Genomic DNA, 25,438 nt, shown 5'->3' with positions numbered 1-25,438 from the left:
CCGCGGCGTGCATACATTGATCATAAGCGCAGGCTTCGTTTCGTAAAAGCGCTTTCTTGTCTGGTATCTTCCGGCGGGCTTCTAGCCCCACGGGCCTTTCGGGCGGCGAGGTTCCCGAGGAGCGGCTCCCCAGGGACCGGTGGTGCGGGACGCCGGTTCGGCATCGTAACCGCCGCGGGTCCGGCCGTATCCGCCGCCGCTCATTCCGGAAGCCGCGAGCTTGCGCAGCTCGTTGATGCGGTTGTCCGTGTTCGGATGGGTGGAAAAAAGGTTGTCCATCCGTTCGCCCGACAGGGGATTGATGATGAACATATGCGCGGTCGCCGGATTGTGTTCCGCGTCCGGATTGTGAATGCGTTCCACGCCGCCCGCGATCTTGTGGAGGGCGGACGCCAGCCACATCGGTTCGCCGCAGATTTCCGCGCCCATGCGGTCGGCGGCATATTCGCGGGTTCGCGAGATCGCCATCTGGACCAGCATTGCGGCAAGCGGTGCGACGATCATCGCCAGAAGCACACCGACGAAACCGAGCGGGTTGTTGTTGTCCCGGTTGCCGCCGAAGAAAAACGCGAAATTCGCCAGCATGGAAATCGCACCGGCGATGGTGGCCGTCAGGGTCATGATCAGGGTGTCATGGTTTTTCACGTGGGCAAGCTCGTGGGCCATCACACCGGCGACCTCTTCCGCCGACAGGATGTTCAACAGACCGGTGGTTGCCGCGACAGCAGCATTCTCCGGATTCCGTCCGGTCGCAAAAGCGTTCGGCTGGGGGTTGTCGATCACATAGACCTTCGGCATGGGCAGGCCGGCGTTGGCGGCCAGCTGCCGGACAATGCGGTAGTATTCGGGCGCTGTGCGCTCGTCCACTTCCTGCGCATGATGCATGCGCAGGACCATCTTGTCGGAATTCCAGTAGCTGAACATGTTCATCGCGGCGGCGATCACCAGCGCGATCACCATGCCGCTCTGGCCGCCGATCATAAAGCCGATGCCCATGAACAGGGCGGTCATTGCCGCCAGGAGCATTGCCGTCTTGATGTAGTTCATCTCGTCTTTTCCGTCGTGCTTTGCGGGCACGGTCCTTTTTGCAATTGGGAGCGAGGCCTTATATAGCCTCATGTCGAGTTAGAAATGGGGATGTTCCGCGGTTCCTTCAAGCTGGAAGCGGGGCAGATCCGGAGAAATCGGGAGTACCGCGATGGCCGGGGACAGCAACGCAAATCCGGAGTTCAAGGTTGCCGCCGATGCGCCGTCTCTCGGCACGCAGGTGGACGAGGCCCCGAAGCGCCGCTTCGAGGACCTGCCGCCGGCCGCCCAACGGGCGCTGAAGGAAGCAGAAGCGCGCCGGAAGGACATTGACGCCAAGCAGGCGGGAATGGCGAAGGAACTCAACGGCCGCGGCGGTCTTGAGCCGACCCGCTACGACGATTGGGAAATCAAGGGACTGACCTCGGATTTTTAGGGTCTAGTCCGAATCCCCGTCCTTCCAGGCAAGCGTCCGGACCTCTCCGGCGATTGCTTCCGCGAGCGGCTGCTGCATGTCCGGATCCAGGTGGACCGCATCGACCTTGCTGACTTTGACCACGGACCCGGTGTCGAAGAAAGCAGCGCCGTAATCGGCGGCGATCCGCTTGTATTCGTCCTTCAGCTTTTCCGATTCGGCGCGGCTCGCGTCGCCGGAAAACATCGGCTCCAGCGGGGATTCGGAGAAATCGCCGAGCGCCGGCGGGGACATGAGCAGGACCTTCGGCGCGCGCCCCTCCGGATCGTCCGTCGGCTGGCGGGCAAAATCCAGAAGGCGGGACATGGCGTGCGCGATGGCGCCCGCGCTCATGCCGAAACGGGTCTGCAGGTCGTTGGTGCCGAGCATGATGATCAGAATATCGATCGGCATGTGGGTCTTGCGGACCGTCGCGAGATGGGCAAGGCCGTTCTTGTCGCCGCGGACCGGATCCTCGAAAACCGTCGTCCGGCCGTTGAGGCCTTCCTCGATCACGTAAAAATCGTCACCGAGTTCTTTCTGCAAAAGCCGTGTCCAGCGGACGTCGTGGCCATAACGGGTGCGCTCACCCGGTTTGAAGCCCCAGGTCAGGGAATCGCCGAAACAGACGACGCTGACCGGTTCGCCGGACTGGCTCATTTTCAAAAGACCTTCTTCTGACAGTCATTTACGGCTGACCTTAATCAGCCGTGAACCGTCCAGCAAGTCAGTGAATTTTCCTGTTCGGTTGTTTTGCGGAAAGGCCGTGGTTAACAAGCGCTTTACCAAGCTGCGGCTAGGGTAGGGCAGTTACGCGTATCGAATGGCCAGGACATTCATGACTGCCTCCATTGCCAGCTACCGGCGCGGTGCCGCCCTGCCGGACTCAAACCCATTTCAGCGCCTTGCCGCCCTGCTCGACGGCGAGGAACCCGGCATGCCGCCCATCGTCATGACAATCGGAGAACCGCAGCATGCGATTCCCGATTTTACCGGCGAGGTTCTCATGGAGAACCTGGCGGATTTCCGCCGCTATCCGCCGATCAGCGGAACGCCGGAATTCCGCGGTGCGGTCGCCGATTGGCTGGACCGGCGCTATGGCCTGGACGGTATGATCGATCGGAACCGGGGTGTCCTGCCGCTCAACGGATCGCGGGAAGGCCTGTCGTTCGGAGCGATCGCGGCGCGGGACCAGCTGGGCAAAGACATCGACCACCCGATAGTGATCCTGCCCAATCCGTTCTATCAGACCTATGCGGCTGCCGCTCATATCGCGGATGCGCGGAGCCTGTTGCTCGACGCGGTGGCAGGGCATAGCTTCCTGCCGGATCTCGACAGCCTCGATCCGCGCCTGCTGGATCAGACGGTTGCCTTCTACGTTGCCTCCCCGACCAATCCGGAAGGGTCGATTGCGGATATCGGCTATCTGAAACGGTTGATCGGCCTTGCCCGCAAGCACCGCTTCTTCATCTTTGCCGACGAGTGCTACTCGGAAATCTACCGCGATACGCCTCCGCCGGGTATTCTGGAAGCCGCAAAGGATCTCGGTGGCGGGCTCGAGAAGATCATCGTCCTGAATTCCCTTTCGAAGCGGTCGAATCTGGCCGGTCTCCGCTGCGGATTTGCTGCCGGAGATCCGGATTTCCTTGAAAAATGGGCAAAGTTCCGCGGTCTCGCAGCCCCCCAGGTGCCGCTGCCCAACCAGGCGGTTGCGGTGCGGGCCTACGGCGACGAGGCGCATGTGATCGAAAACCGCAGGCTCTACAACGAAAAATTCGCCGCCGCCGAACGGTATCTTGCGCCAATCCTCGGACCGGTAACGCCGGAGGCCGGGTTCTTCCTCTGGCTCGACATTTCCCGCTGGGGCGATTCGGTTTCGGTCACCCGCGATCTCTGGCGCGATGTGGGCGTCAAGGTTCTTCCCGGCGGCTACCTGGCCTCCGATCAGGCCGACGGGACAAACCCGGGCCGGAGCTATATCCGCGTCGGTCTGTGCGCGCCGCTTGAGATAACGGAAACGGCCCTTGAACGGCTGGCGAACTGGTTCGGAGACAAGACACTGAGAAACACGACAACGGGGAACGGGGCATGAGACGGGCAACGGCCATGCGCGGCAACGGGCGGCGCGCCTCCATCGACTTGCTGGACACGCAGAGCCCGATCAAGCGCTTTGTGAAACGTAATGTTGCCGGTTTCTGCGGGCTTTGTGTAATTGCGTTTGCCGCCGCGCTGGCGGCCGCACTGGCGACGTGGTCAGTCACGGACCCGAGCCTGAACCATGCGACGGAAGAGCCGGTGCGGAACGCCCTCGGCACTCCGGGGGCGGTTATCGCCGATATCCTGATGCAGACCATCGGACTGGCCACCGCCGTTTTTCTTGTACCCGTTGTGTTGTGGGGCTGGCGGTTGCTTGCCGGCCATGCGCTGCGCATCGGCCGCAGGCGGCTCGTCTACTGGTTTGCCGGTTCCGTTCTGGCGGCCGGCGCACTGGCCGCCCTCCCGGTTCCCGAAAGCTGGCCGCTGCCGACCGGACTGGGCGGATTTTTCGGCGATGCGGTACATTCCGTTCCCGGAATGATTACCGGCAACTTCACTGAAGGGGCAGCGACCATCATCGGTGTGCTCGGTCTCGGATTGCCTGCCATCTTCCTCCTGGTATCCGCGACAGGACTGTTCGGACGTACGGAAGCGGACATGGAAGCGGCCGGCAGCAAAGCCAAGGCAATGGGCCACGGCAAGTCGCTGGAAGAGGATCTCGGGCTCGATGACGAGGACGGCGGCGATTCGCGCGTCGGGCTATTCCTGGCCGCCACCCTGGGTCTGCTCGGCCATTGGTCGCTGATGGCATATTCCTTTGTTCGCCGCCTCACCGGACGATCCATGGGCCGGCAGGCCCATGAGGAAGACTGGGACGAGGAAGACGAGGTCTACGAACCGGAAGATACGCGCCAGCGGGGTACTCTGCATGCGTTCCGCCGCGCCCTCGCGGGCAAGCTGATGCCGGACGACGATGACGGACTGTCCGAATTCTATGAGCGCGGCCGCGCGGCGCCTCATGACGACCCGGAAGAGGACATTTTTGAAGACGACGAAGGCGAGGATTTCGAACCGGACGATCTCCTGATCAACAAGGGTCCCGTTTCCGACCGTCCGGCAGCGGCACCGGTCGGCATTGCCGGACCGAAGCCCGAAGCGGCACCCGGCCGTGTGATTCCGCCGGCCCCCCGGCCGAAACAGGGCAAGCGGGTGGTCGCCGAGGCGCAGCCGTCTTTCCTCGGCGCGCCGGAGGAATACGAACTGCCGCCCCTGCGCCTGCTTGCCGAACCCAAATCCGGCGGCAAGATCCCCGGGCTGTCGCCCGACGCGCTGGAACAGAACGCCCGGATCCTGGAAGGCGTCCTGGAGGATTTCGGCGTGCGCGGCGAAATCATCGAGGTGCGCCCCGGTCCCGTGGTCACCCTTTACGAACTGGAGCCGGCGCCGGGCATCAAGTCGTCCCGCGTGATCGGCCTTGCCGATGATATCGCCCGGTCGATGAGTGCCATTTCGGCCCGTGTCGCGGTCATTCCGGGCAAGAACGCGATCGGTATCGAACTGCCGAATTCCCGACGCGAAACGGTCTATCTGCGCGAGCTGCTGGCCGCGCAGGACTTCGAGAAATCCAAGTCCAAGCTGGCGCTCGCGCTGGGCAAGACGATCAACGGCGAAAGCGTCGTCGCGGACCTCGCCCGCATGCCGCACCTGCTGGTGGCCGGGACTACCGGCTCCGGCAAGTCGGTGTCGATCAACACCATGATCCTGTCCCTGCTCTACCGGCTGACGCCGGACGACTGCAAGCTGATCATGATCGACCCGAAGATGCTGGAATTGTCGATCTACGACGGTATCCCGCACCTGCTGACCCCGGTGGTGACCGATCCGAAGAAGGCCGTGGTGGCCCTGAAGTGGACCGTCCGCGAGATGGAGGACCGCTATAAGAAGATGTCCAAGGTCGGCGTTCGGAATATCGACGGCTACAACACCCGGATCAAGCAGGCGCTCGAAAAGGGCGAAAGCTTCACCCGTACCGTCCAGACCGGCTTCGACCGGGATACCGGCCAGCCGGTCTACGAGGAAGAGGAGCTACCGCTCGAAACGATGCCCTACATCGTCGTGGTGGTCGACGAGATGGCCGACCTGATGATGGTGGCGGGCAAGGATATCGAAGGCGCGATCCAGCGGCTTGCGCAGATGGCCCGCGCGGCCGGCATTCACCTGATCATGGCGACCCAGCGTCCCTCGGTGGACGTGATCACCGGTACGATCAAGGCGAACTTCCCGACCCGTATCTCGTTCCAGGTGACGTCCAAGATCGACAGCCGCACGATCCTCGGCGAAATGGGCGCGGAACAGCTGCTCGGCATGGGTGACATGCTGTTCATGGCCGGCGGCGGCCGAATTCAGCGCGTCCACGGGCCGTTCGTTTCCGACGAAGAGGTCGAAGAGATCGTTGCGCACCTGAAAGTCCAGGGAACGCCGCAGTATCTGGAAGCGGTCACAGAGGAAGAGGACGAGGCGGACAGCCCCTATGACGGGGGTCTTGCCGGCGGGGACGAAGGCAACGACCTCTATGATCGTGCCGTTGCCATCGTCCTGCGGGACAAGAAGGCCTCGACATCCTATGTCCAGCGCCGGCTGTCGATCGGCTACAACCGCGCCGCCTCCCTGATCGAGCGAATGGAGCAGGAAGGCCTGATCAGTTCGGCAAACCATGCCGGAAAACGGGAAATCCTTGTGCAGAATGGGGTGGAAGACGATCTTTAGGTCATGGAATGCCCAAGCTTTGCCACAAGAACAGGCTAAACGGGCAGGAACAAACCACATTACCGATGCAGGAAACGACATGCCGATCCGCAAATTCGCATTTGTCCTGAAGACGCTGCTTGTCGCCGCCGGTCTCGCGCTCATTGCCGGCGGTCCGGCTCTTGCGCTCAGCGACGACGAGGCAAAGACCCTCAAGGATGTGAACGCCTATTTCAATTCCGTCAAAACCATGAACGGCGATTTCGTCCAGTTCGGCCCCGAAGGCAGCCAGTCGGACGGTAAATTCTATATCGCCCGGCCCGGCAAGGTGCGCTTCTACTACAATCCGCCGGCGAAGCTCGACATCATCGCGGACGGCAAGTCCGTCTCGGTCAAGGACCGGAAGATGGCAACCCAGGACATCTGGCCCCTGAGCCAGACACCGTTGCGTTTCCTTCTGGCGGACGACATCGATCTGCAAAAGGACACGAACATCACCAACGTCCTGGTCGAAGACGACCTGGTGACGGTGACCCTGACTGACCAGACGACCTTCAATTCCGGCGTGTTGACCCTGATCTTCGATGCCAAGACTTATGAATTGAAACAGTGGACAGTGCGTGATGCGCAGGGCTATGAGACCTCTGTCGCCGTCTACAATGTCGTTGCCAACGGCCCGACCAATCCGGACCTGTTCAAGATCGACTACCTGGCGAACGCCCGGCAGGGCCGAGACTAGGCCACAGACAGGATATCCTGGCCTTGTCGAAGCAGGCTGACACCGCTGCCGGGCCGACCCCTCTCGTGGCCCGGCTCCTGGCGGATTATTGCGCCAAGAACGGCCTGCGGCTCGAAATCGATCCTGAGGTCGGCCATGCAGGCTACATCGAGGCGCCGAACGGGCACCGGTCCTGGTTCAAGGGAACCCATTTCGATCTCAATTCCCTGGGTGCCGCGGAGATTGCCCGCGACAAGGCCTATGCCGCACATTTTCTAAAGCAGGCGGGTTTTAACGTTCCACGCGGTGTTCTTGTCAGTGCTCCGGCCATGATCGATGCCATACGCCGGAAAAACCCGGCGCGGGCGGCAAAAATGACCGGTCCGGATCAGGCGACAAGCTTCGCCGCAAAGGTGGGATTTCCCGTTTTCGTCAAGCCCAACGACGGCCAGGAAGGGGTCGATGTGGTCAAGGTCTCAAGCCTCTATCAGCTCGAGACCTCTCTGATTCGCTTGTTCGAGCACCACGCTCACCTGCTCGTTCAGGAAGCGGTTTCGGGACTCGATCTTCGGGTCGTCGTCCTGGAGGGAAGGGTGCTTTGCGCTATCGAGCGCCGTCCGGCGGAAGTTCGTGGAGACGGAGCCCGCACGGTCGAGGCTCTGCTGGCGAACATGCCCGGCCAGACACGGGCGGATTGGCGACTCTTGAGCGAGCTTTCCGAACAGGGCCTGAACCTGGACTCCGTACCTGAAACCGGACGCAGGGTCCGTCTCTTGCCGGCGGCCAATCTGTCGTCCGGGGGGACGGGATCGATTGTGACCGACGGGCTTTGCGGCGCGTTCAAGCAAATCGCGGTCAAGGCCGGCGAAGTTCTTGGCCTGACTTATTTCGGCGTGGATATGCTGGCGCGGGACCTGTCCGATCCGGCAGGCAGCTACACCATTTTGGAAGTCAACGCCGCGCCCGGCCTCAACCAGCTGCACCGGCTCGGGGCCGAACAGGCAGCCGTTGCCGAAGCCGCCTATTGCCAAGTGTTCGACGCCGTCAAACGACGGCTTACGGCTCAATAATCGCCGAGCTTGATGTCCGGTGCGTATTCGCCGGGAACGTCCTTGATCACCGCCTGGCCGCAGATGGTCCGGCCGCGGGCCGCGTCATAGGTGAGAGACGGCGAGCCGGACAGTTCCCAGCCCTTGTTGAGCGCCTGGGTGACCCGATGACAGAATTCGCTGTCATCGACACCGGTGATGAAGCGGTAAAGTCTCATGATATCCGTCTCTTCTCAGGCTTCGGAACGGGATGCGATGGCATCGGCGATGGCGATGACGCGCAGGCCCATGTCCGCATGTAGCCGCTCGACCATCTTGCCGTCCACCTGAATCGCACCCTTGCTGGCGTTTTCCGGCAGGGCGAAGATCTCGTTGATCTTCCGGGCCCAGGCGACTTCCTCCTCAGACGGGCTGAAGGCCGCGTGGCAGGCCTCGATCTGCTTCGGGTGGATCAGGGTCTTGCCATCCATACCCATTTCAACCCCTTGGGCGCATTCCGCGGTAAAGCCGTCCAGGTCGGAGAAATTGTTGTAGACGCCGTCGAGAATATCGATGCCACCGGTACGGGCGGCCGCCACGCAGGTCATCAGCCACGGCATCATCACCGCCCGGCCCGGATTGAGTTTCGCACGGGTTTCCTTGGCGAGATCGTTGGTGCCCATGACGAAACAGGACAGGCGCACTTCCGGGTCCCGGCCGCAGGCGGCGATGGCGGCGGCGTTGAGCATGGCAAGCGGCGTTTCCATCATCGCCCAGAGCCTGACGTTCTGCGGCGCGTTGCCGAGCGCCAGCTTGTGGGCGGCCCGCTCCAGGTCGGCCGGGCTATTGACCTTCGGGATCAGGATCGCATCGGGTTTCGCGTCGATGGCCGCCTTGAGATCGTCCTCCCCCCAGGCCGTATCCAGGCCGTTGATGCGGATGACGACTTCGCGGTCGCCATAGCCGCCACCCTGAACCGCCGTCACGATCTGGGATCGGGCTTCCGCCTTCATGTCGGGTGCGACCGCGTCCTCAAGATCGAGGATCAGACAGTCGACGTCGAGGCTCTTTGCCTTTTCCAGCGCGCGGGTATTGGACCCGGGCATGTAGAGGGCGGAACGGCGCGGGCGAATGGATGTCGTCATCGGAGGGTCTCTTTGTACCGGAGCTGTTTGCAGCCAACTTAGAGGAAGGCGATGCGGGATGGAATTCATCTAAGGGTGGAAGACGGACGTGCGGAGATAAGCCTCCGCCAGGTTACGCAAAAGCTTGTTGCGCATCACAGTTTCCGGCAATTCCGTGCGGTATCAGGAGTAGCATCAGGGGGGCGGGACCCTGAAACCGTTGCATGTTGCGGCGGGACAGTTCCGCAGTGAGGGAAAACGGGGTTATGTGGCGGACCCATTTGATCGCATTAGGTCTGCTGGCTCTTCTGGTCGGGCCGGTCCTGTTGCTTGACCTGTATCTGCTCGCGCCACGCGGCGGTCCCTTGCCGGTCGACATGCGCGGAGCCTTTGTCTCCGTCTATGTGTTCTGGCTGATTGCCCAGATCGCGGTTTCCACCGGCCTGCTGCTGGTTTTGAAGGAGCCGAAGCCGGTCTGGACCCATGTCACGAGCGCGCCGGTTGCCGTTGTTGTCGTGATCGCCGGCTTCTTCATCTATTCCGGCGTCGAATCCTATCTCGCGGCAAACGCCCGGCAGGCGCACCTGGAGGCACGGGCGGGCTATGCGGATGCCGTTCGGCTGGTGGAATGGCGGCTGGAGCCGGCAGACGGAACGCCGAAACGGGCCCGGCTGACCCTTGAATTCCGGTTTTCCGGCCGGTTCGCGGCTCATATCCAGGGGCGTTCAGCCGAGGATGTGCAGACCTTTTCGGGCGAGTTGGAACGCCAAGCTCAGGTAGAGGCAGGAGAGCAGCTGGATGCCGTTCTTTCCCTGACGCATTACCGCGACCTGCCCGCCGAAAATGTTTCCGTGACACTCTATCTGTTCAAGGACAAGACCGGGAGCGCGCCGGAAGACATCCACATGACCTACCGGACCGGCCTGACCGTTCATGATGACGGCGAATATTTCTATGCTCCGCTTCCGCCGGAAGGTATGCGGGCACCGGAATAGGGTCAGGCTTCAGGTGCTGGTGCGGACCGGGAGGACCCGCGGAAAATCATGTCCTTGGCCGCGATCACTGCACCGACCGTAATGGCAATACAGGCGAGCCCGATCGAAAGCGTAAAGGCGCCGAAACCGAAGACGATCAAAAGCAGGGTGGACAGGAGCGGCGCGGAATAGGCCGCAGCGCCCAGCACCTGAATGTCTCCGCGCTTGACCCCGACATCCCAGGTGAAAAAGGCAAGTCCGACCGGAAACAGGCCGAGAGCGGCGACGGACGCCCATTCGGTCGTATCGGCGGGCCAGACGGTTTGTTCCAGAAAGACATGGCAGAGGGCGGACAGGAGGGCCGTCATCAGGCAGAAACCGGCGACGGCTTCGGTCGGCACACTGCCCAGCCGGCGGGACAGGACCGAATAGGAGGACCAGAACAGGGACGACGTGACGGCTGCGCCGTAACCGAGCGCGGAGCCGCCGTCGAGAGAAAGGCCCTCACCGCCTGTGATCAGGAGCGCCGCGCCACCCAGCCCCAGGACGGTTCCGATGACGTGATGCAGTCCCAGCCTCTCGCCGGGCAGAAAGGCGGAAAAGACCACGATCAGGAGTGGCCAGGTGTAGTTGATCAGGTTGGCATCGACCGGCGGAGCGTTGCGGATGGCCGTGAAATAGAAAAAGTGAAAGCCGAAAAGCCCCAGGGTACCGAACGCCCAGACCCGCCACGGCTGGCGCAGCAGACGCAGGTTTCCCTTCAAGGCCAGCCACAGAATGGCCAGAGACCCTGACAGGCCGAAGCACAGGGCATTGAGCAGAAACGGGGGAACGTTGCCCGAGCCGGCGCCGAACAAGCCGAGCGTCGCCCACATCAGGATAGCGCTTAATCCGACAAGTGTGGCGCGCAGCCGGACGGCATGAGCTGACATGAATGAGCGTTTCCTTCGGGTTGGAGGTTCCTTCGGCCCAGTGCCGGAGCATATGGCGGACATGCGTGCCAATTCGCAACCGGAATTTTACCGGGGCGCTTGATTGTCGGTCGCGTTTCGGGACATCTTGCGCTTTCAATACCGATCAGCTCCCGGAGATCTTATGAGCAAAACGGACATCAGGGCCATCAGGTCCGACGAGGCCCATAAACTTGCACCGCTCATTGCCGAAAATGCCCAGGCTCTGAAACGCGGCGCCCCGCGGCGTCCCGACGACTACTATGCGGAACGCATTCTCGCCGACAAGACGGCCGAGGTGATCGGAGCGTATCGGGAGGACCGGCTCATCGGCTTTGCGGTGTTCTTCGACCTGCCGGAACTGATCACCGGCCTGCGCGTCGGCCAGCTCGAGGATATCTACGTGCATCCGGATTTCCAAAAGCAGGGTATCGGCCGCAAGATGGTCGAAACCCTGGTGGCGGAAGGCCAGAGCCGCGGCTGGCTCCATCTGCGCTGGCTGGTTCCGGGCAAGAACGTTCCCGCCGTGACGCTCTATGAAAAGATCGCCGAGCCCGACCACCGCAAGAGCTATGTGATTCCGATCGACCGGATCGCCGGCGACTAGGGTCTGTACCCCAGGACGGGGGATCTTAAGACATACCTGCGGCAAACGGGGGGATCGTGATGCCAAGCGGCACGATCCCGACCCGGAGCGCGCCGCGGTCGATCGTCAGCGACAGCCGGGTAACTTCCACGCCTTCGGGGTTCGTTTCGCGGACGCCGAAGGCCATGGCGGTTCCCTTCAATGTTGCCGGGATGCCGGTTTCAGCGGGAAACAGGCGTGCGAGCAGGTTGTCCGACTGATCTATGCCCTTGATCATCAGATCGACCTTCCCCGACAGGGTGCCATCGACCGCCAGCCGGAGCTGACCGCTTGTGGTGATTTCGGTCAGTTCCGATTTCAACGACATCCAGACAAGATCGACGGGAAGGAATCCGTCGTCATCGCGAGGAAGCGCGGCCAGCGGCGCGCCTGAGAAGAGATCGAGGCCGTTTTCCAGGCGCAGGTGCACACGGGCATCGACCGGAGCGCCAATCCCGTCCGGTTGTTCGATCTGCAGTCCGCCCGCCGATGCAAAGACCTCGATGGCATTGGGTGTCTCGGGAACCGGTCGGGCATGAAATTCGACCGTTTTGGCGTTGAGGCCGCCGAAGTCGGCGCCGATCGATGCGAGATCGAAATCCTTGACGGCGGCATCGAACTTGCGAATGCCGTTACCGGATACCCGAACGCTTGAAAGCGCCGATGTCCAGGTGGCCGAGAGGGCTTCTCCTTCAAACGGGAGGCCTGCGGAAGCCGGGCCGTCCGCTTGGAGAATCACGTGCCAGGGATTGTAGACGAGGGCGACGGCTTCCAGGCGCTTCAGCGAAACCGTCAGGCCGGAGGCGTCGGTGATGACCGGTTCGAGACAGCCGATTTCGAACCGGAAGGGAAATCCGGCGATTTCCCGTTTACCGCAGGCAATCCGGTTGCCCGACCCGTTGAGGACGCTGAGCTCGGAAGTGATCCGCTGATCCACGAGGCCGCGAATATAAAACCAGCCGCCGGACCAGGCTGCGATCACAACGGCAACCGCTGCCACCATCAGCGTATAGCGGAATTTCAGATTTTTTTTCTGTCCGGCGCTCAAGGCGGTCTCCTGCGATCCTGCTTCAAAAATCTGCCGTGGCCGGGTCCCTCCCGTTGCACGGGCCGCCGGCCGTTGTTATGTGAGCGGCAACACTGACGATATAACGGACGGATATGAGCGATTTTTGGGTCTTTGGCTATGGATCTTTGATGTGGAATCCAGGCTTTGACCACGACATGGCGCAGCCGGCCCTGTTACGCGGGGCGCATCGATCGCTTTGCGTCTATTCCTGGGTCCACCGCGGAACCGAGGAAAATCCGGGCCTTGTCTTCGGCCTGGATCACGGCGGAGCCTGCCGGGGGATGGCGTTTCGGGTTCACGGCGGCAACCGGGAAGAGACCATCGCCTACCTGAGGGCGCGCGAACAGGTGACCGGCGTCTATCTGGAAAGCTGGCGCAAGGTTTCCCTTGGCGGCGGCGAAACCGTAGACGCACTGACTTATGTCGTCGACCGCAGGCATCCGCAATATGCCGGTGCCCTGCCGTTGGCTGACCAGCTTGGCATCGTTATCGGTGCAGCCGGCAAATCCGGCCGCAATCCGGATTACGTGCTGAGCACCGCGGCGCACCTGGAAGAGCTGGGGATTGTCGATCATAACGTCGGCTGGCTCGCCGAGCAGTTGAAGGGCTGATTTGCGGTCGCAGACTATTCAGCCTCTTCCGGGAACGACAGGTCGTTCAGGATCGAACGGCGCATTCCGGCATTTTCCGCCAGGAGATGTACGAACACATCCGACCTTGCCAGCCTGCCCTTGGTGAGGCGCGGGCCGTGACGCTTGCCGTGCCGGTCGATCTCTCCGAGCCAGACGGGACGATCGCTCTTTCTTTTCCCCGACCGGGGGTCTGTCTTTTCGAGCAGGATCACGACGGCCTGCCGGCAATCCTCCAGATCGGCGACGGACATTTTCGTGAAGATATAGCGTTGTCCGCCACGGCCGGCGAAATAGCGATAACGCTCCGCCTGGGCGAGCCCGCTCAGAAAGCCGGGAGAAGAACCGGAACCGGTAACTGACGTCGTAGACATGCCGCATCTTAGAACATAAGAGGAACATTGACAAACCCGAATTGAACGCGTTCGCCGCTTGTTCTTTCATATGGGAATCGAAACGATTCAGCGCAATCCTATGATGCTTCCGCGTTCGCGGCCTTCCGGTTCCGGTCGTAGACGGAGAGCATGGGCGTGGGCTTCTCGGTGGTTCGCGCTTCCTCGCACAGGCGGATGGATGCGGTCTCGATGGTGTCGACGAGGGTATTATGAAAGGCGCGGGGCCCGAGACCCGGGGCGATCGGCGGCAGAAATTCGACAAGCACCGTTCCCGGATAGATGATCCAGGATGCGCGCGGCCAGTAGAGCCCGGCATTGAGCGCGACGGGCAGAACCGGGCAGTTCAGGTCCTTGTAAAGATGGGCGATGCCGAATTTGTACTGCGGCTCCGCGCCCACCGGGCGCCGTGTCCCTTCGGGAAAGATCATGATCTGGCGTTTGTCGGCAATGGTCTTCTTGGCGGCCTCGATCATGGCAGCCAGAGCCGCTGCGCGTTTGCCGCGGTTGATCGGGATCTGCTGAAATTTGGCCGTATACCAGCCGAAAATCGGAATCCAGCGCAGTTCCCGCTTCAGGATATAGGTCGCGTTCGGCACATGCGGGATCAGGGCGAAGGTTTCCCAGGCCGACTGGTGTTTGGACGCAAGGATATAGCCGCCCTGGGGAATGTTTTCCTTGCCGCGGACCTCAACCTTGAGGCCGACGATCATGCGCAGGAGAAACAGCATGACGTTGGCCCAGAACGGAACGATCCACCAGCCCCACCTGCGCGGCAGCAGGAGCACCGGGGATCCGATGACCATCAGGGCAAGGGTGACCGTGTAAAACAGGATCTGGAAGATTGAGGAACGCAGAAAAAGCATGGCACCTGGGGCAATGAAGAGCGCGGGCCCTGCCGGCCACGTCCGTCAAGAGCGAAGCGAGCGCAGGGCGTTCTGGCCGAGGATCCGAAAGCTTGCGAGGGTATACTTCACATATTCGCGCAAGAGAAGCCGGATTGTCGCCGGTTGGCGATACCAGGACTTCAGATCCATTCCGGACGGCTGCACCGGATAGGGGATCAGGCGCACATCCGGCAAGGCACCCTGCAGTTCCACTTCGGCGCGGGGCAGATGATAGGCACTGGTCACCAGCAGGAGCGAGGAAAACGCATGCTTATGGGCCCAGTTTGCGGTTTCGATGGCATTGCCTTCCGTATTCAGCGCAAGACGGTCGAGATCGACGCAGCATTCGAACAGCGCCTTGTCGCTGCCGGTCATGGTGGAGATCTGGGCGACGGTTGTTCCCGGGTGCACGCCCGAGATCAACAGGCGTTCGGCGCGATTTTCCTCCAGAAGGCGAACCGCATGAGAGACGCGCTCGGTTCCTCCGGTCAGGACGACGATGGCATCGGCCCTGCTATCGTCAGGCATGGAAATCGAGGCGACCTTGTCCGCAAAACGGAAGAAGGACGCCGTCACGGTCGCCACCAGGAGCACGGACAGGAGTGACAGGACAAGGCGTAAACCCTTCCTGCGCCGGCGGATCTTTCCTGCCAGTGTCTGCATGCCGCTTTCCGAATACGGTTCGGCTTGTGTCTGCATGCCGCTGACGTTGCAGGCTTCCGCCCGATCGTCATCGGCAGTCCGCATACTGCTCATAACGACATTATCATAGATGATTCGGCGTTTTTGCGGGCAAAATGGGTCACTTTTGGGAAAAAGCCGAAGACCATTTTCTCAATCGGCCTTCGCCAGATGCGCCTTGACCGCAAGTCCCGAGGTAAGTGCGGTCAGAACGGCAACCAGAAAGACGATGCCGAAGACCCCGAGATAGCCCGGCAGGCTGACCGAAACGGAACCGAAAAGGGCTGACAACTGGTCGGAACTGGCCTGCCCTGCTGTCTCGCGCGTGAACAAGTCGAGCATAACGAAGCAAAGCGACGCGACCGCTCCGCCGGTGACCCCGCCTTTCAGGCCGAGAAGCAGAAAATGGCGCTGGAACTCCCGCGCGATAAAGCTGTCTTCGGCGCCGACGAAGTGGAGAACGGATACGACATCCTTGTTTCCGGCCATGGCCGCCTGGGTGGCGAAGACCACGCTCAACACCATGGAGGCCATCACCAGCGCCAGGATCCCGAATCCGGCAATAACAACCGCGCCGGCCATGGCGGACAGGCGCGAGGTCCAGACGGAGTGATCGTCGAGGCTCGCCCCCGCGACCTGGCTCTCCAGGGCCTGGCGGAGCTGGTTGAGATCGAGCGCGGCCGGGTCGTCTACCGTGATTTCGATGAGCCGCGGAACCGGGAGGCTGTCCAGCACCAGTCCCTCGCCGAGCCAGGGCTGGAGCAGGGCTTTCGTTTCTTCGTCCGACAGGGCACGGACAGAGCCGACGCCTGCGAATTCCTGGGTCAGGGCGACGGCCTTGTCGATTTCCCGCAACATGTCGACGCCGTCTGCCGGGCGGATCTGGACCGTGACTTCGCGAACCAGGTCGTTCTGCCAGGCGTCGGCGGCGTCCCAGACGATGGAAACCGCGCCAACGGTCAGGCAGGCGAGGAAGCTCATGATGGCGACCACGAGCGTCAACGCGCGCCCGGCGACCGATTGCGGCGGTACGATCGCGGCGGTCGGCCGAAGCTTCCGCTCGTCGGCGGAAGCTCTGCCACCAGCTTCGGCGTTTTTGGGCGGCAGTTTCGGGCGCGCGGGTTTGCGCGGCGCCATCACGGCGTTCCGGATCTTTTTCCGTGCCGGTTGTTTTTTCACCGTGGCCATCTCGGCAGGCCTCACTCAGGAGCTCGTGTTAATCGAATATGGAAAGACGGCCATCCGCCAGTACCATACGCCGTGCGTCCACCTGTTCCAACAAGGCAATATCGTGGGTTGCAATCACGACGGACGTGCCGAGCTTGTTCAATTCGATAAAGAGGCGCAGCAGCCTGCGCGCCAAAGGCGGATCGACGTTGCCGGTCGGCTCGTCCGCCAGGAGCATGTCCGGCCGGGTAATCAGCGCGCGGGCGATGGCTGCACGCTGTTTTTCCCCACCCGAAAGAACGGGCGGCAGCACATGCATCCGGTCGCCCAGGCCGACCCATTTGAGAAGTTCGATCACGTCGGCCCTATAGTCGGATTCCTCCTTGCCGAGCACACGCAGGGGCAAGGCGACGTTTTCGTAAGTGGTCAGGTGGTCGAGCAGGCGGAAGTCCTGAAACACGACGCCGATCTTGCGGCGCAGTTCCGGCAATTCCTGCTTGGATATGACCGACAGATCCTTGTTAAAAACCTTGATCAGGCCGCGCGTGGGGCGAAGGGACATGAAAAGCATTCTGATCAGGCTGGTTTTCCCCGCGCCGGACGGACCGGTCAGGAACTGGAATGACTGAGGCTCGATCTCAAAGGACAAATCCCGCAGGATTTCCGGCCCCATTCCATATCTCAGTCCGACATTTTCGAAGCGGATCACCCATTACCTCCTGAAACCGGCACACGCTACCGCGGTCCCGTTAACGCTTCATTAAACATATAAAGGTCCTTTAGAAACGATAGGCTGTAGTTACAAATTAACGGTTGGCATCGCTACAGGAAAAATGAGCCAGTTTTAGGAGTGAGGAGGAGGATATGCGGGGCATATTCGACGACGAACGACGCGGAAATGGCCGTTTTTTCCTGTGGCCCCTTCGGGGTTGAGCCAAAATCGCCCCTGAAGGCGTCGAAAATGCTCGAAAGTGGGCCACACTTTCCTGCGCTTTTCTCCTTTTCAGGAACGATTCTAGCCCAACGCTGCCAAGCGTTAATTGGTAACTACAGCCTGAAGGTCGGAGTGTGTGGATATGTTGCCTGACCGGAATTTGTACCGAAATTTCGACCAGATCGGCTACACTTGAAAGCCCTCACAACACATAAGGCGAAGGGTCTTCTCGGATGAAGATCAAATGCCCCGACTGCAAGACTGCCTACGACATCAAGCCCGAGATTCTTGGCGAAGAAGGGCGTAGCGTCAAATGTGCGCGCTGCGGCAACCGATGGTTCGTCAGCCCCAAGAAGTCAAAGGAAGACCTCGAGCTGGAGGCCGATTCGCCATCCAGCGATCCGGACGAAGCCCACTGGGTGGAGGACGAGGCCGATGAAATGCGCGCGGCTGATGAAAAGGAATTTTCAGGGGAGGCTGCGGACGAAGAGGACGAGGGCGATGACCGGGACGCCGGCCTGAACGGCGCCGGTACCGGCGACGGCTTCTCGGAAGAGGACGAAGACGAGGACGAGGAAGACGCCGGGAAAGAACCGGCCGGTTCCAAGCCCGCGCCCGAGCCGCGGAAAACTCTGCCGTCAGAAGACGACGATGACGACGACGACGAGCAGGATCCGAAAAAGCCGCCGGTGGACATCGAAACACTGGCAAAGCGTCCGAAGATTATCGTCAATCCGAACAAGTTCAAGCGGAGTGTGATCGGTCCGGTCCTGAAATGGCTGGCACGGCGGAATTACCGGCGTATCGCCGGAGTTGGCCTGTTTGGCGCGGCCGTCGCGATCTGCGCGTTTCTGGTGCTGATCCGCGATCAGATCGTCCGGGACGCGCCGGACCTGGCGAGCCTGTTTGAATTCGTCGGTCTGGACGTCAATCTGCGCGGTCTCGAATTCCGGGACTTGAGGACATTTTCGGAGGTCGCCGAAGGAAAGCCGGTTCTTGTCGTGGAAGGAACGATCCGCAACATCGGAGAGGAACAGACATCGGTTCCCGCCGTCAGGCTGTCGATTCGCGGGACGGATCTGCAGGAAATTTATGCCTGGACCGTGGAACCGCGGACAACCATGTTAAAAGGACTGGATGAAACCCGGTTCAGGACCATCCTGTCGAACCCGCCGGACGGCGCGTCGGATATCATGGTTCGCTTTATCGACCGCGGCCGGAAACAGGTAATACTTGAGTAAGATGACTGTCACTATAAACACGCTCTTTGACGAAGATGCCATCGCCGCCAGGGTTGACGCCCTCGCCGCAGAGATCGCGGATACGAGGCCGGAACGCCTCCTGGTGGTGGCCGTGCTGAAGGGAAGTTTCATATTTGCGGCCGATCTTGTCCGGGCGATGCACCGGGCGGGACTGACCCCGGAGATGGAGTTCATGCATCTGTCGAGCTACGGCGCCGGCACGCAAGGGTCCGAAGAGATCCGTATTTTGCGGGATGTGGAAAGCGACGTTAACGGGCGGGATATAATATTGGTGGATGATATCCTGGAATCCGGACGGACCCTGACCTTCGCCAAGGAACGGCTTGCGAAGCGCGGCGCCCGGTCGGTACGGATCGCGGCGCTTCTGGACAAGCCGGAAAACCGCAAAGCCGCCATTTCCGCGGATTTTGTCGGCTTCATCTGCCCCGACAAATTCGTTGTCGGTTATGGCATGGATATGGGGCATGCGTGGCGGCAGTTGCCGTTTATCGGATATGTCGTTCCGGACGACGAAATGTCGGCCGGCGAAACCAGAGGAGAGTGACCATGGCTCGCGTCCTTCTGACGGAAGATGACGAAGCCGTCCGGAGCTTTGTAAAACGGGCTCTGGAACTGGATGGCCATAGTGTGAAAGCCGTCGAAGACGGTGGCGAGGCGGTCGAGGTTCTGACCCGGGAAAAGGGCGAGTTCGATCTGCTCCTGTCGGATATCAAGATGCCGGTCATGGACGGGATTGCGCTGGCGCTGCACACGGCGCGCGACTGGCCCGACATGCCGATCCTCCTGATGACGGGCTTTGCCGATCAGCGTGAACGGGCGAACGGTCTCGACGAACTCGTCCGCGATGTGGTGACCAAGCCGTTTTCTCTTGCCGATATCCGCCGTGCCGTGCGCAATGCGCTGTCCGGTACGGCGCATGAGGAAACCCGCTACTACGCCTGATCCGAACGGACATTTTAAAAAGCCCCGGAAGCGATTCCGGGGCTTTTTTCTTTAATACCGCTTCAGGAGCCGTTCCAGATAATCGAGTTCGAGTTTCGGCCGTGACGGATCGGAAAACCGACGGCGCAGTTCTTCGAGGATACGGCGGGCACGCTGGACATCGATCTCGTCAGGAACCTTCACGCGATTGCCGAAATCCGCGCCATCGGTCCGTCGCGGCCGGCCGAGAGGATCCTCGTCGCTCGGTCCTCGGCCTTCCGCCATTCCGGGGCCCTGACCCTGGTTCATCATTTGCTCGGTGAGACCCTGAGCCCCGCGGCGCAGGGCGTCGAGCGCATTGCCCTGCTCTCCGACGGCCTGTTCGCCCTGGCCCTCGCCGAGCGACTGTTCCGCCTCGCCCATTGACTCCCCGGCTTCGCCGAGTTCCTTGTTTTCGCCCATGCCGTTCTGGGCGAGCTGGTCCATGAGTTGCTGCAACTGCTCGGCAAGGTCGCCCTGGCTCTGCTGCAATTGCTCCAGGAGCTTGCCCAGCTGTTCTTCCGTCATCCGCTGGCCCGGGCCGTCCTGCTGGCCCTGTTGGCCTTGCTGACTCTGCTTGCCCTGCCGCTGCTGGTCGCGGTTGAACTCGTTGGTCTGATCCATCAGTTGCTGCTGGCGCTGGATCATCTTGCCGAGCTCATTGAGCATCTGCATCATTTCGCTGGTCATCTGGTCCTGCATCATCTGCGGCCGGCCGGCCTGCAGGTTTTCCAGCATCTGCTGCATCTGGGCGAGCAATTCGCGGGCGGCGTCGCGCGACCCGGTGCGGGCCAGTTCCTCGATTCGGTTCAGCATTTCGTTCAGGTCCTGCTGGCTGAGCGTCTGCTGATTGGAATTGAACGGCTGCATGACCTGCGGGTTGCGGCGCATCTGTTCCGCCAGCGCCTGCATGTATTCGTTGAGGGCTTCGCGAAGCTGCTGGGTGAGCTTGGCGATCTCCTCCTCGCTGGCACCTTCTTCCAGAGCCTTGCGAAGCGCTTCCTGGGCGTTGCGGAGATTGCGTTCGGCGACAGACAGGTCGCCGTCCTCGATGGTCAGCGCCAGATCCCACAGAAGTGGCAGGAGGTCCTTCAGATCCTCGTCGGTTCTGGCCTTGACCAGTTGGCGGTAGGCGAAATCCATCCCCAGATAGGTACGCGTCTCCATGTTGAAGACGTCCGGAGCAAGCATCAGGGCATCGAAGGCGATCAGCACCCGCTCGATGTTGTTGGCGTCAAGCGCCAGATCCCGGCGCTGTTCGACCACCGAGCGCGCCAGCGGCTTGCGGAAGAGCCGCTGAGGCAGCTTGAAGCGGTGCGGTGCGGAGGTTCCGACCTGCCCCGCTTCATCGCGTGCGGTTAGTATGAGATTGACTTCGGAGCCTGCCCAGGGATGGGACGTCAGGTCCCGGATCGTTTCCCCGGTCTTTGCCGTCCCGGTCCAGGCCGGAAGCGACAGCGGGAACTGCGGTGCCTCGACCAGCGGACGCGGTGTCTTCGTGCCTGCGGACGTGCCGGGAACCGGGCTGATGCCGGCTTCGGCCGCAACCACGCCATAGTCGTCCTTGACCAGATAGGAAAACTTCAGCGCGCCGCTCAATTGTTCTTCCGGGTCGTTGTCCAGGCGAATCATCGGCGGTTCGTCGGGCTTGACCTGGAAGGCCCAGCTTTGGACGACGGTGTCGTCTTTCAGCATGTCGACGCGGCCGGAGTCCGCCAGTGTCAGCCGTCGCTCAACGGGAAGACCGGATTCCGGGTCGCCGTTTTCCGCTTCCGGTTCAACGGGTATGGGCGCTTCGCCGGAAATATCGCTGACGAAGCGCATGGACAGGCCGGTTTCGCCCTGGGAGCGCACCACAAGGACCGAACCTTCCGGTATGCCGATGGCAGAGCCGGGATCTCTGAGCGCGGCACTGTCTCCGGTCAGATAGACCGGGGGCTCGCTGGTGTAGAGCGGCGGGGTCACCCATGCATCGAGCCGGCTTGCAATTTCTTCCAAATCGATCGGACTGCGGAAGGCGGAACCGAGGCGTTCCCAGCGCTGGCCGCCGGTCGAGGCAAAGCCGATGACCACCAGGATCAGGGCGACAACGCGCAGGGCGTAGGGGTCACGGCGATAGGCCCGCGGATCGGGCAGGCGCGTGCGCATGGCGGCCAGGGCGCGCATCATGCGCTTCTTGTGCAGGGCCCATAGCGCGGCGGTTTCCGGATTGTTCTCACCGGAGGACAGATCGTCCTCGATCGCGGTCAGAGGCCGGTGCGATTGCCCGCTGTCGCGTTCGATGCGGTGCAGCGCCGCCTCGCGGGAGGGCCATTTCACGGCGAGCAGATCGCGGCAGGACCAGATAAACAGGGCGGCAAAGCCGGCGATACCGATCAGCCGTGCCCAGAACGGCAGGTAGAGCCACAGGCCGATCCAGGACAGGCCGATGAAAAAGCCAAGAACCACAAGGGGAGGCAGGGAGGCGCGCCAGATGGTTTCGACGAGCAGGGCTATCCGGCTGCGGAAAACGAGCCTGTTCAGCTTCGCATCCACCTGGGCCCTGGTCAGGCCGTGATCGGCCGGACGGGTTTTAGATTCCGGTTTGCCGCTTTGCTCCAACAGGGTGCCTCCGGTTTGTCCCCCCATCGTACCCCGACCATACGCTCTTTCCGCGCAGGGACATGTTACCGTCTAGACTGGGGCAATTGAGAGGTTCCGGCAAGTTGTCGAAACAACTAAGTGGAAAACCCGGGGATCACGAATTCTTGAGCCAGTCGGGAAGGTGGTCCAGGCCGATCAGCTCGTCGTAGCTCGGCCGTGGCCGGATAACGGCGAATTGGTCTTCGTTTACCATCACTTCGGGAATGAGCAGGCGTGAATTGTAGGTGCCCGACTGGACCGCGCCATAGGCGCCGGCGGAATAGACGGCCAGCATTTCCCCTGCCCTGATTTCCGGCATGTCCCGGTCATGGGCCAGGTAGTCCCCGGTTTCGCAGACCGGTCCGACGATATCCGCCTTGATTCGGCGGGTCCGGGCGGTCAGGTCCTGAACCGGACGCACTTCATGATAGGCGTCGTAAAGGGTCGGGCGGATCAGATCGTTCATCGCCGCATCGACGATGACGAAGGTCTTGTCCGCGCCTTCCTTCACATAGATGACGCTGGTCACCAGAATGCCGGCATTGCCGGCAATCAGCCGGCCCGGCTCGAAGATGACCCGGCAGTCGAGGCGCTTGACGTGCTTCTTGACCACCTCCGCATAGGCGTCCGGGTGGGGAGGCGGTTCGTTGTCGGTCATGTAGGGAATGCCGAGACCGCCGCCCAGGTCGACGTGATCGATGGCATGGCCTTCCGCGCGCAGATCGGTGATCAGCTCGCCAAGAAGGGCAAAGGCATTGTCGAACGGCTGCAGCTTGGTGATCTGCGAGCCGATATGCATGTCGATGCCGGACACCTGAATACCCGGCAGTTCAGCGGCTTCGTGGTAGACTTCACGGGCGCGCTGCCAGGGAATGCCGAACTTGTTTTCCGCCTTGCCGGTGGAAATCTTGGCGTGGGTCATGGCGTCCACGTCGGGGTTGATGCGCAGGGACACCCGCGCGGTCCTGCCCTTTTCGCTCGCCACCCGTGACAGCTGGATCAGTTCCGGCTCGGATTCCACATTGAAGCAGAGAATGTCCTGATCGAGGGCATAGGCCTGTTCGGCTTCGGTCTTGCCGACGCCGGAAAACAGGATCCTCTCGCCCGGAACGCCGGCGGCGCGCGCACGGCGCAGCTCGCCTTCGGAGACGACGTCCATGCCCGCGCCCAGGCGCGCCAGGGTTGCCAGCACGGCCTGATTCGAATTCGCCTTCATGGCATAGCAGACAAGCGAGGGGATATCCCCGAAGGCCGAGGCAAAGACGTTGTAGTGACGGGTCAACGTCGCAGCCGAATAGCAGTAAAACGGCGTGCCGACTTCGGCCGCGATCTTTTCGACCGGCACGTCCTCGGCATGGAGTGCGCCGTTTTTATAATCGAAATGGTGCAAGGGATGTCCTCGAATAAACCAGGGGCACGAAGGCGCAGGGGCGTTGCGTGGTTGCTGCGGCTACCTGATCAGGAAGTCCAGCGGAAAGCTGTCTCTTGCCGGTTTGACGTCCTGTTGCTCCGGTGCCGGGCCGGCCGGGTCGATCTGTCCGGCTTCGCCAGACGTTCCCGTCGCCGCGGGGGCTCCCGGGACATCCAGGGCGCCACGCCGTCCGCAGCCGCCCAGTGCCAGCGTGAGCGCGAGCGCACACAACAACAGCGCCTTGGATCCGCGATGCATGGTTATGGTCGCCCCTTTGCTCACTTCGTGCATTTCATCTTTTTCCTCGCACGGGCGCTGTCGCTCGGCAAGGCCGATTTCACCCTTCGGTGCGTTATTTGCCGCGGGCAAGGTCTTTCAGCCAGCGGCGCGCCTGCTTGCGGACGTTGACGGGCGAGGTGCCGCCGTAACTGGTCCGGCTCCGGACCGACTTGTCGACAGACAGAACCGAAAAGATTTCGGCCGTGATTTTCGGTTCCACCGCCTGCATGTCTTCAAGAGAAACCTTGTGCAGTTCGATGTTCTTCTCCACCGCGATGGCGACGATCCGGCCGGTGACGTGGTGGGCGTCACGGAACGGCAGTCCGAGAACGCGAACCAGCCAGTCCGCCAGGTCGGTCGCGGTCGAATAGCCGGACCCTGCGGCCTTTTTCATCGTCTTGATGACCGGCTCCAGGTCCTTCACCATCCCGGTCATGGCGGCCAGGGCCAAAGAGATGCTGGCCAGGCCGTCGAAGGCCTGTTCCTTGTCTTCCTGCATGTCCTTGGAATAGGCGAGCGGCAGGCCCTTCATCATGGTCAACAGCGCCTGGAGGGAGCCGTAGATCCGCCCGGTCTTGGCGCGCACCAGTTCGGCGGCATCCGGGTTCTTCTTCTGCGGCATGATCGAGGAGCCGGTGGAGAATTTGTCCGACAGCTTGATGAAGCCGAACTGGGCCGAGCACCAGATGACGATTTCTTCCGCCAGGCGCGACAGATGCATGGCGCAGAGCGAGGCCGCTGCCAGCGCCTCGATCACGAAATCCCGGTCGGAGACCGCATCCAGCGAATTGGCCGTCGGACGGTCGAAGCCGAGGCTTTTCGCGGTCGCGTGGCGATCGATCGGGAAGGAGGTTCCGGCAAGGGCCGCGGCACCGAGCGGGCTTTCGTTCATGCGTTTGCGGGCATCGCGGACCCGGCCGCGGTCGCGGGAGAACATTTCCACATAAGCCAACAGATGATGGCCGAAGGTCACCGGCTGGGCGGACTGGAGATGGGTGAAGCCGGGCATGACGTCGCCGGCATGGGTTTCCGCCTTTTCGGCCAGAGCCTGCATCAGGTCGGTGAGCTGTTCATCGAGCGTGTCGAGCGTGTCGCGCACCCAGAGCCGGAAGTCGGTCGCCACCTGGTCGTTGCGGGACCGCGCCGTGTGCAGCCGGCCGGCCGCGGGGCCGATCAGTTCGGCCAGGCGCGCCTCGATGTTCATATGGATGTCTTCGAGCGCGCGGGAGAACTTGAATTCGCCCCGTTCGATTTCTGACAGGATCGTGTCTAGACCTTGAACGATCTTGTCTGCATCGTCCTGCGTGACGATTTGACAGGCCGCCAGCATGCGCACGTGGGCTTTCGATCCGGCAATGTCTTGCCTATATAGCTTGCGGTCGTAATCAATGGAGGCGTTGATTTCCTCCATGATGGCATCCGGTCCTTCGGCAAACCGGCCGCCCCACATGCGATTGCTCATGC

Annotated in this window: 26 protein-coding genes; 11 read left to right on the top strand and 15 right to left on the bottom strand. The window is 61.7% G+C overall.

Features of this window, described 5'->3' with window-relative positions; translation table 11 throughout:
• Positions 1–81: 81 nt before the first annotated feature.
• Positions 82–1,047 (bottom strand): zinc metalloprotease HtpX, encoded by a 966-nt coding sequence (gene htpX, locus ACN0SO_RS11745; protein ID WP_417677815.1) that lies wholly within the window; start codon positions 1,045–1,047, stop codon positions 82–84.
• Between the two features lie 151 nt (positions 1,048–1,198).
• On the opposite strand from htpX, the gene ACN0SO_RS11740 reads away from it, so the two are divergent.
• The gene (locus ACN0SO_RS11740; protein WP_417677813.1) at positions 1,199–1,462 is read left to right on the top strand and encodes a DUF1674 domain-containing protein; all 264 of its coding nucleotides are present in this window, start codon (positions 1,199–1,201) and stop codon (positions 1,460–1,462) included.
• Between the two features lie 3 nt (positions 1,463–1,465).
• On the opposite strand, the gene ACN0SO_RS11735 is transcribed toward ACN0SO_RS11740, so the two are convergent.
• Complete coding sequence (locus tag ACN0SO_RS11735) at positions 1,466–2,140, bottom strand: SGNH/GDSL hydrolase family protein (RefSeq protein WP_417677811.1); 675 nt, start codon at positions 2,138–2,140, stop codon at positions 1,466–1,468.
• 178 nt (positions 2,141–2,318) lie between these two features.
• Here ACN0SO_RS11735 and ACN0SO_RS11730 point away from each other — a divergent pair, with 178 nt between their 5' ends.
• The 4 genes from ACN0SO_RS11730 (at position 2,319) to ACN0SO_RS11715 (ending at position 8,050) form a co-directional block, all read left to right on the top strand.
• The gene (locus ACN0SO_RS11730; RefSeq protein ID WP_417677809.1) at positions 2,319–3,572 is read left to right on the top strand and encodes an aminotransferase class I/II-fold pyridoxal phosphate-dependent enzyme; all 1,254 of its coding nucleotides are present in this window, start codon (positions 2,319–2,321) and stop codon (positions 3,570–3,572) included.
• Positions 3,569–6,283, top strand: coding sequence for a DNA translocase FtsK 4TM domain-containing protein (locus ACN0SO_RS11725; RefSeq protein WP_417677807.1), 2,715 nt, complete (start codon positions 3,569–3,571; stop codon positions 6,281–6,283). Before ACN0SO_RS11730 ends, ACN0SO_RS11725 begins: the two co-directional genes overlap by 4 nt.
• Before the next feature lie 79 nt (positions 6,284–6,362).
• On the top strand, positions 6,363–7,001 hold the full coding sequence (locus ACN0SO_RS11720) for an outer membrane lipoprotein carrier protein LolA (RefSeq protein WP_417677805.1): 639 nt from the start codon (positions 6,363–6,365) through the stop codon (positions 6,999–7,001).
• Positions 7,002–7,024: 23 nt separating this feature from the next.
• Complete coding sequence (locus ACN0SO_RS11715; RefSeq protein ID WP_417677803.1) at positions 7,025–8,050, top strand: ATP-dependent carboxylate-amine ligase; 1,026 nt, start codon at positions 7,025–7,027, stop codon at positions 8,048–8,050.
• Here the strand turns inward: ACN0SO_RS11715 and ACN0SO_RS11710 are convergent.
• Together ACN0SO_RS11710 and ACN0SO_RS11705 are read right to left on the bottom strand one after the other, a co-directional pair.
• Positions 8,044–8,247, bottom strand: a complete 204-nt coding sequence (locus ACN0SO_RS11710) for a DUF1737 domain-containing protein (protein ID WP_417677801.1) — start codon at positions 8,245–8,247, stop codon at positions 8,044–8,046. The two genes, ACN0SO_RS11715 and ACN0SO_RS11710, sit on opposite strands and share 7 nt — an antisense overlap.
• Positions 8,248–8,262: 15 nt before the next feature.
• A complete protein-coding gene (locus ACN0SO_RS11705; protein ID WP_417677799.1) occupies positions 8,263–9,153 on the bottom strand; it encodes an HpcH/HpaI aldolase/citrate lyase family protein in 891 nt (296 codons plus the stop codon).
• A 245-nt stretch (positions 9,154–9,398) separates the two neighbouring features.
• Between ACN0SO_RS11705 and ACN0SO_RS11700 the strand changes: the two genes are divergently transcribed.
• Complete coding sequence (locus ACN0SO_RS11700) at positions 9,399–10,127, top strand: hypothetical protein (RefSeq protein ID WP_417677797.1); 729 nt, start codon at positions 9,399–9,401, stop codon at positions 10,125–10,127.
• Positions 10,128–10,129: 2 nt separating this feature from the next.
• Here ACN0SO_RS11700 and ACN0SO_RS11695 read toward each other — a convergent pair whose 3' ends face one another.
• Positions 10,130–11,038, bottom strand: coding sequence for a DMT family transporter (locus tag ACN0SO_RS11695; RefSeq protein ID WP_417677795.1), 909 nt, complete (start codon positions 11,036–11,038; stop codon positions 10,130–10,132).
• 163 nt (positions 11,039–11,201) lie between these two features.
• Here ACN0SO_RS11695 and ACN0SO_RS11690 point away from each other — a divergent pair, with 163 nt between their 5' ends.
• A complete protein-coding gene (locus ACN0SO_RS11690) occupies positions 11,202–11,663 on the top strand; it encodes a GNAT family N-acetyltransferase (RefSeq protein WP_417677793.1) in 462 nt (153 codons plus the stop codon).
• A gap of 25 nt (positions 11,664–11,688) precedes the next feature.
• Here the strand turns inward: ACN0SO_RS11690 and ACN0SO_RS11685 are convergent, their stop codons facing one another.
• Positions 11,689–12,729 carry a DUF2125 domain-containing protein gene (locus tag ACN0SO_RS11685; protein ID WP_417677791.1) on the bottom strand — a complete coding sequence of 347 codons (1,041 nt, stop codon included), beginning with the start codon at positions 12,727–12,729 and terminating at the stop codon, positions 11,689–11,691.
• A 113-nt stretch (positions 12,730–12,842) separates the two neighbouring features.
• Here ACN0SO_RS11685 and ACN0SO_RS11680 point away from each other — a divergent pair, with 113 nt between their 5' ends.
• A complete protein-coding gene (locus ACN0SO_RS11680) occupies positions 12,843–13,361 on the top strand; it encodes a gamma-glutamylcyclotransferase (protein ID WP_417677789.1) in 519 nt (172 codons plus the stop codon).
• A gap of 14 nt (positions 13,362–13,375) precedes the next feature.
• Here the strand turns inward: ACN0SO_RS11680 and ACN0SO_RS11675 are convergent, their stop codons facing one another.
• The 5 genes from ACN0SO_RS11675 to ftsE form a co-directional block, all read right to left on the bottom strand.
• Positions 13,376–13,753 (bottom strand): hypothetical protein, encoded by a 378-nt coding sequence (locus tag ACN0SO_RS11675; RefSeq protein ID WP_417677787.1) that lies wholly within the window; start codon positions 13,751–13,753, stop codon positions 13,376–13,378.
• 98 nt (positions 13,754–13,851) lie between these two features.
• Entirely contained in the window at positions 13,852–14,637 is a 786-nt protein-coding gene (locus ACN0SO_RS11670) for a lysophospholipid acyltransferase family protein (protein WP_417677785.1), read from the bottom strand.
• A gap of 45 nt (positions 14,638–14,682) precedes the next feature.
• On the bottom strand, positions 14,683–15,414 hold the full coding sequence (locus tag ACN0SO_RS11665; RefSeq protein WP_417677783.1) for a YdcF family protein: 732 nt from the start codon (positions 15,412–15,414) through the stop codon (positions 14,683–14,685).
• Between the two features lie 78 nt (positions 15,415–15,492).
• Complete coding sequence (locus tag ACN0SO_RS11660; protein ID WP_417677781.1) at positions 15,493–16,527, bottom strand: cell division protein FtsX; 1,035 nt, start codon at positions 16,525–16,527, stop codon at positions 15,493–15,495.
• Positions 16,528–16,555: 28 nt separating this feature from the next.
• The gene (ftsE, locus tag ACN0SO_RS11655) at positions 16,556–17,215 is read right to left on the bottom strand and encodes a cell division ATP-binding protein FtsE (protein WP_417677779.1); all 660 of its coding nucleotides are present in this window, start codon (positions 17,213–17,215) and stop codon (positions 16,556–16,558) included.
• A gap of 458 nt (positions 17,216–17,673) precedes the next feature.
• On the opposite strand from ftsE, the gene ACN0SO_RS11650 reads away from it, so the two are divergent.
• The 3 genes from ACN0SO_RS11650 to ACN0SO_RS11640 are packed head-to-tail and all read left to right on the top strand — an operon-like array spanning position 17,674 to position 19,644.
• On the top strand, positions 17,674–18,681 hold the full coding sequence (locus tag ACN0SO_RS11650) for a zinc-ribbon domain-containing protein (protein ID WP_417677777.1): 1,008 nt from the start codon (positions 17,674–17,676) through the stop codon (positions 18,679–18,681).
• Between the two features lies 1 nt (position 18,682).
• Complete coding sequence (gene hpt / locus ACN0SO_RS11645; RefSeq protein WP_417678220.1) at positions 18,683–19,246, top strand: hypoxanthine phosphoribosyltransferase; 564 nt, start codon at positions 18,683–18,685, stop codon at positions 19,244–19,246.
• 2 nt (positions 19,247–19,248) lie between these two features.
• A complete protein-coding gene (locus tag ACN0SO_RS11640; RefSeq protein ID WP_417677775.1) occupies positions 19,249–19,644 on the top strand; it encodes a response regulator in 396 nt (131 codons plus the stop codon).
• 51 nt (positions 19,645–19,695) lie between these two features.
• Here the strand turns inward: ACN0SO_RS11640 and ACN0SO_RS11635 are convergent, their stop codons facing one another.
• The 4 genes from ACN0SO_RS11635 to argH all read right to left on the bottom strand — a co-directional run bounded on the left by ACN0SO_RS11635 (position 19,696) and on the right by argH (position 25,436).
• Positions 19,696–22,263 (bottom strand): TIGR02302 family protein, encoded by a 2,568-nt coding sequence (locus ACN0SO_RS11635; RefSeq protein ID WP_417677773.1) that lies wholly within the window; start codon positions 22,261–22,263, stop codon positions 19,696–19,698.
• Positions 22,264–22,399: 136 nt separating this feature from the next.
• Positions 22,400–23,674 carry a diaminopimelate decarboxylase gene (gene lysA, locus ACN0SO_RS11630; protein WP_417677771.1) on the bottom strand — a complete coding sequence of 425 codons (1,275 nt, stop codon included), beginning with the start codon at positions 23,672–23,674 and terminating at the stop codon, positions 22,400–22,402.
• Between the two features lie 60 nt (positions 23,675–23,734).
• On the bottom strand, positions 23,735–23,986 hold the full coding sequence (locus ACN0SO_RS11625; RefSeq protein ID WP_417677769.1) for a lipoprotein: 252 nt from the start codon (positions 23,984–23,986) through the stop codon (positions 23,735–23,737).
• 61 nt (positions 23,987–24,047) lie between these two features.
• Complete coding sequence (gene argH, locus ACN0SO_RS11620) at positions 24,048–25,436, bottom strand: argininosuccinate lyase (RefSeq protein WP_417677767.1); 1,389 nt, start codon at positions 25,434–25,436, stop codon at positions 24,048–24,050.
• Positions 25,437–25,438: the final 2 nt, after the last annotated feature.

This window comes from Roseibium sp., from assembly GCF_048260565.1.
In the GTDB taxonomy this organism is placed as follows: Bacteria; Pseudomonadota; Alphaproteobacteria; order Rhizobiales; family Stappiaceae; genus Roseibium.
This window is presented reverse-complemented; position numbering and strand designations above follow the sequence as displayed.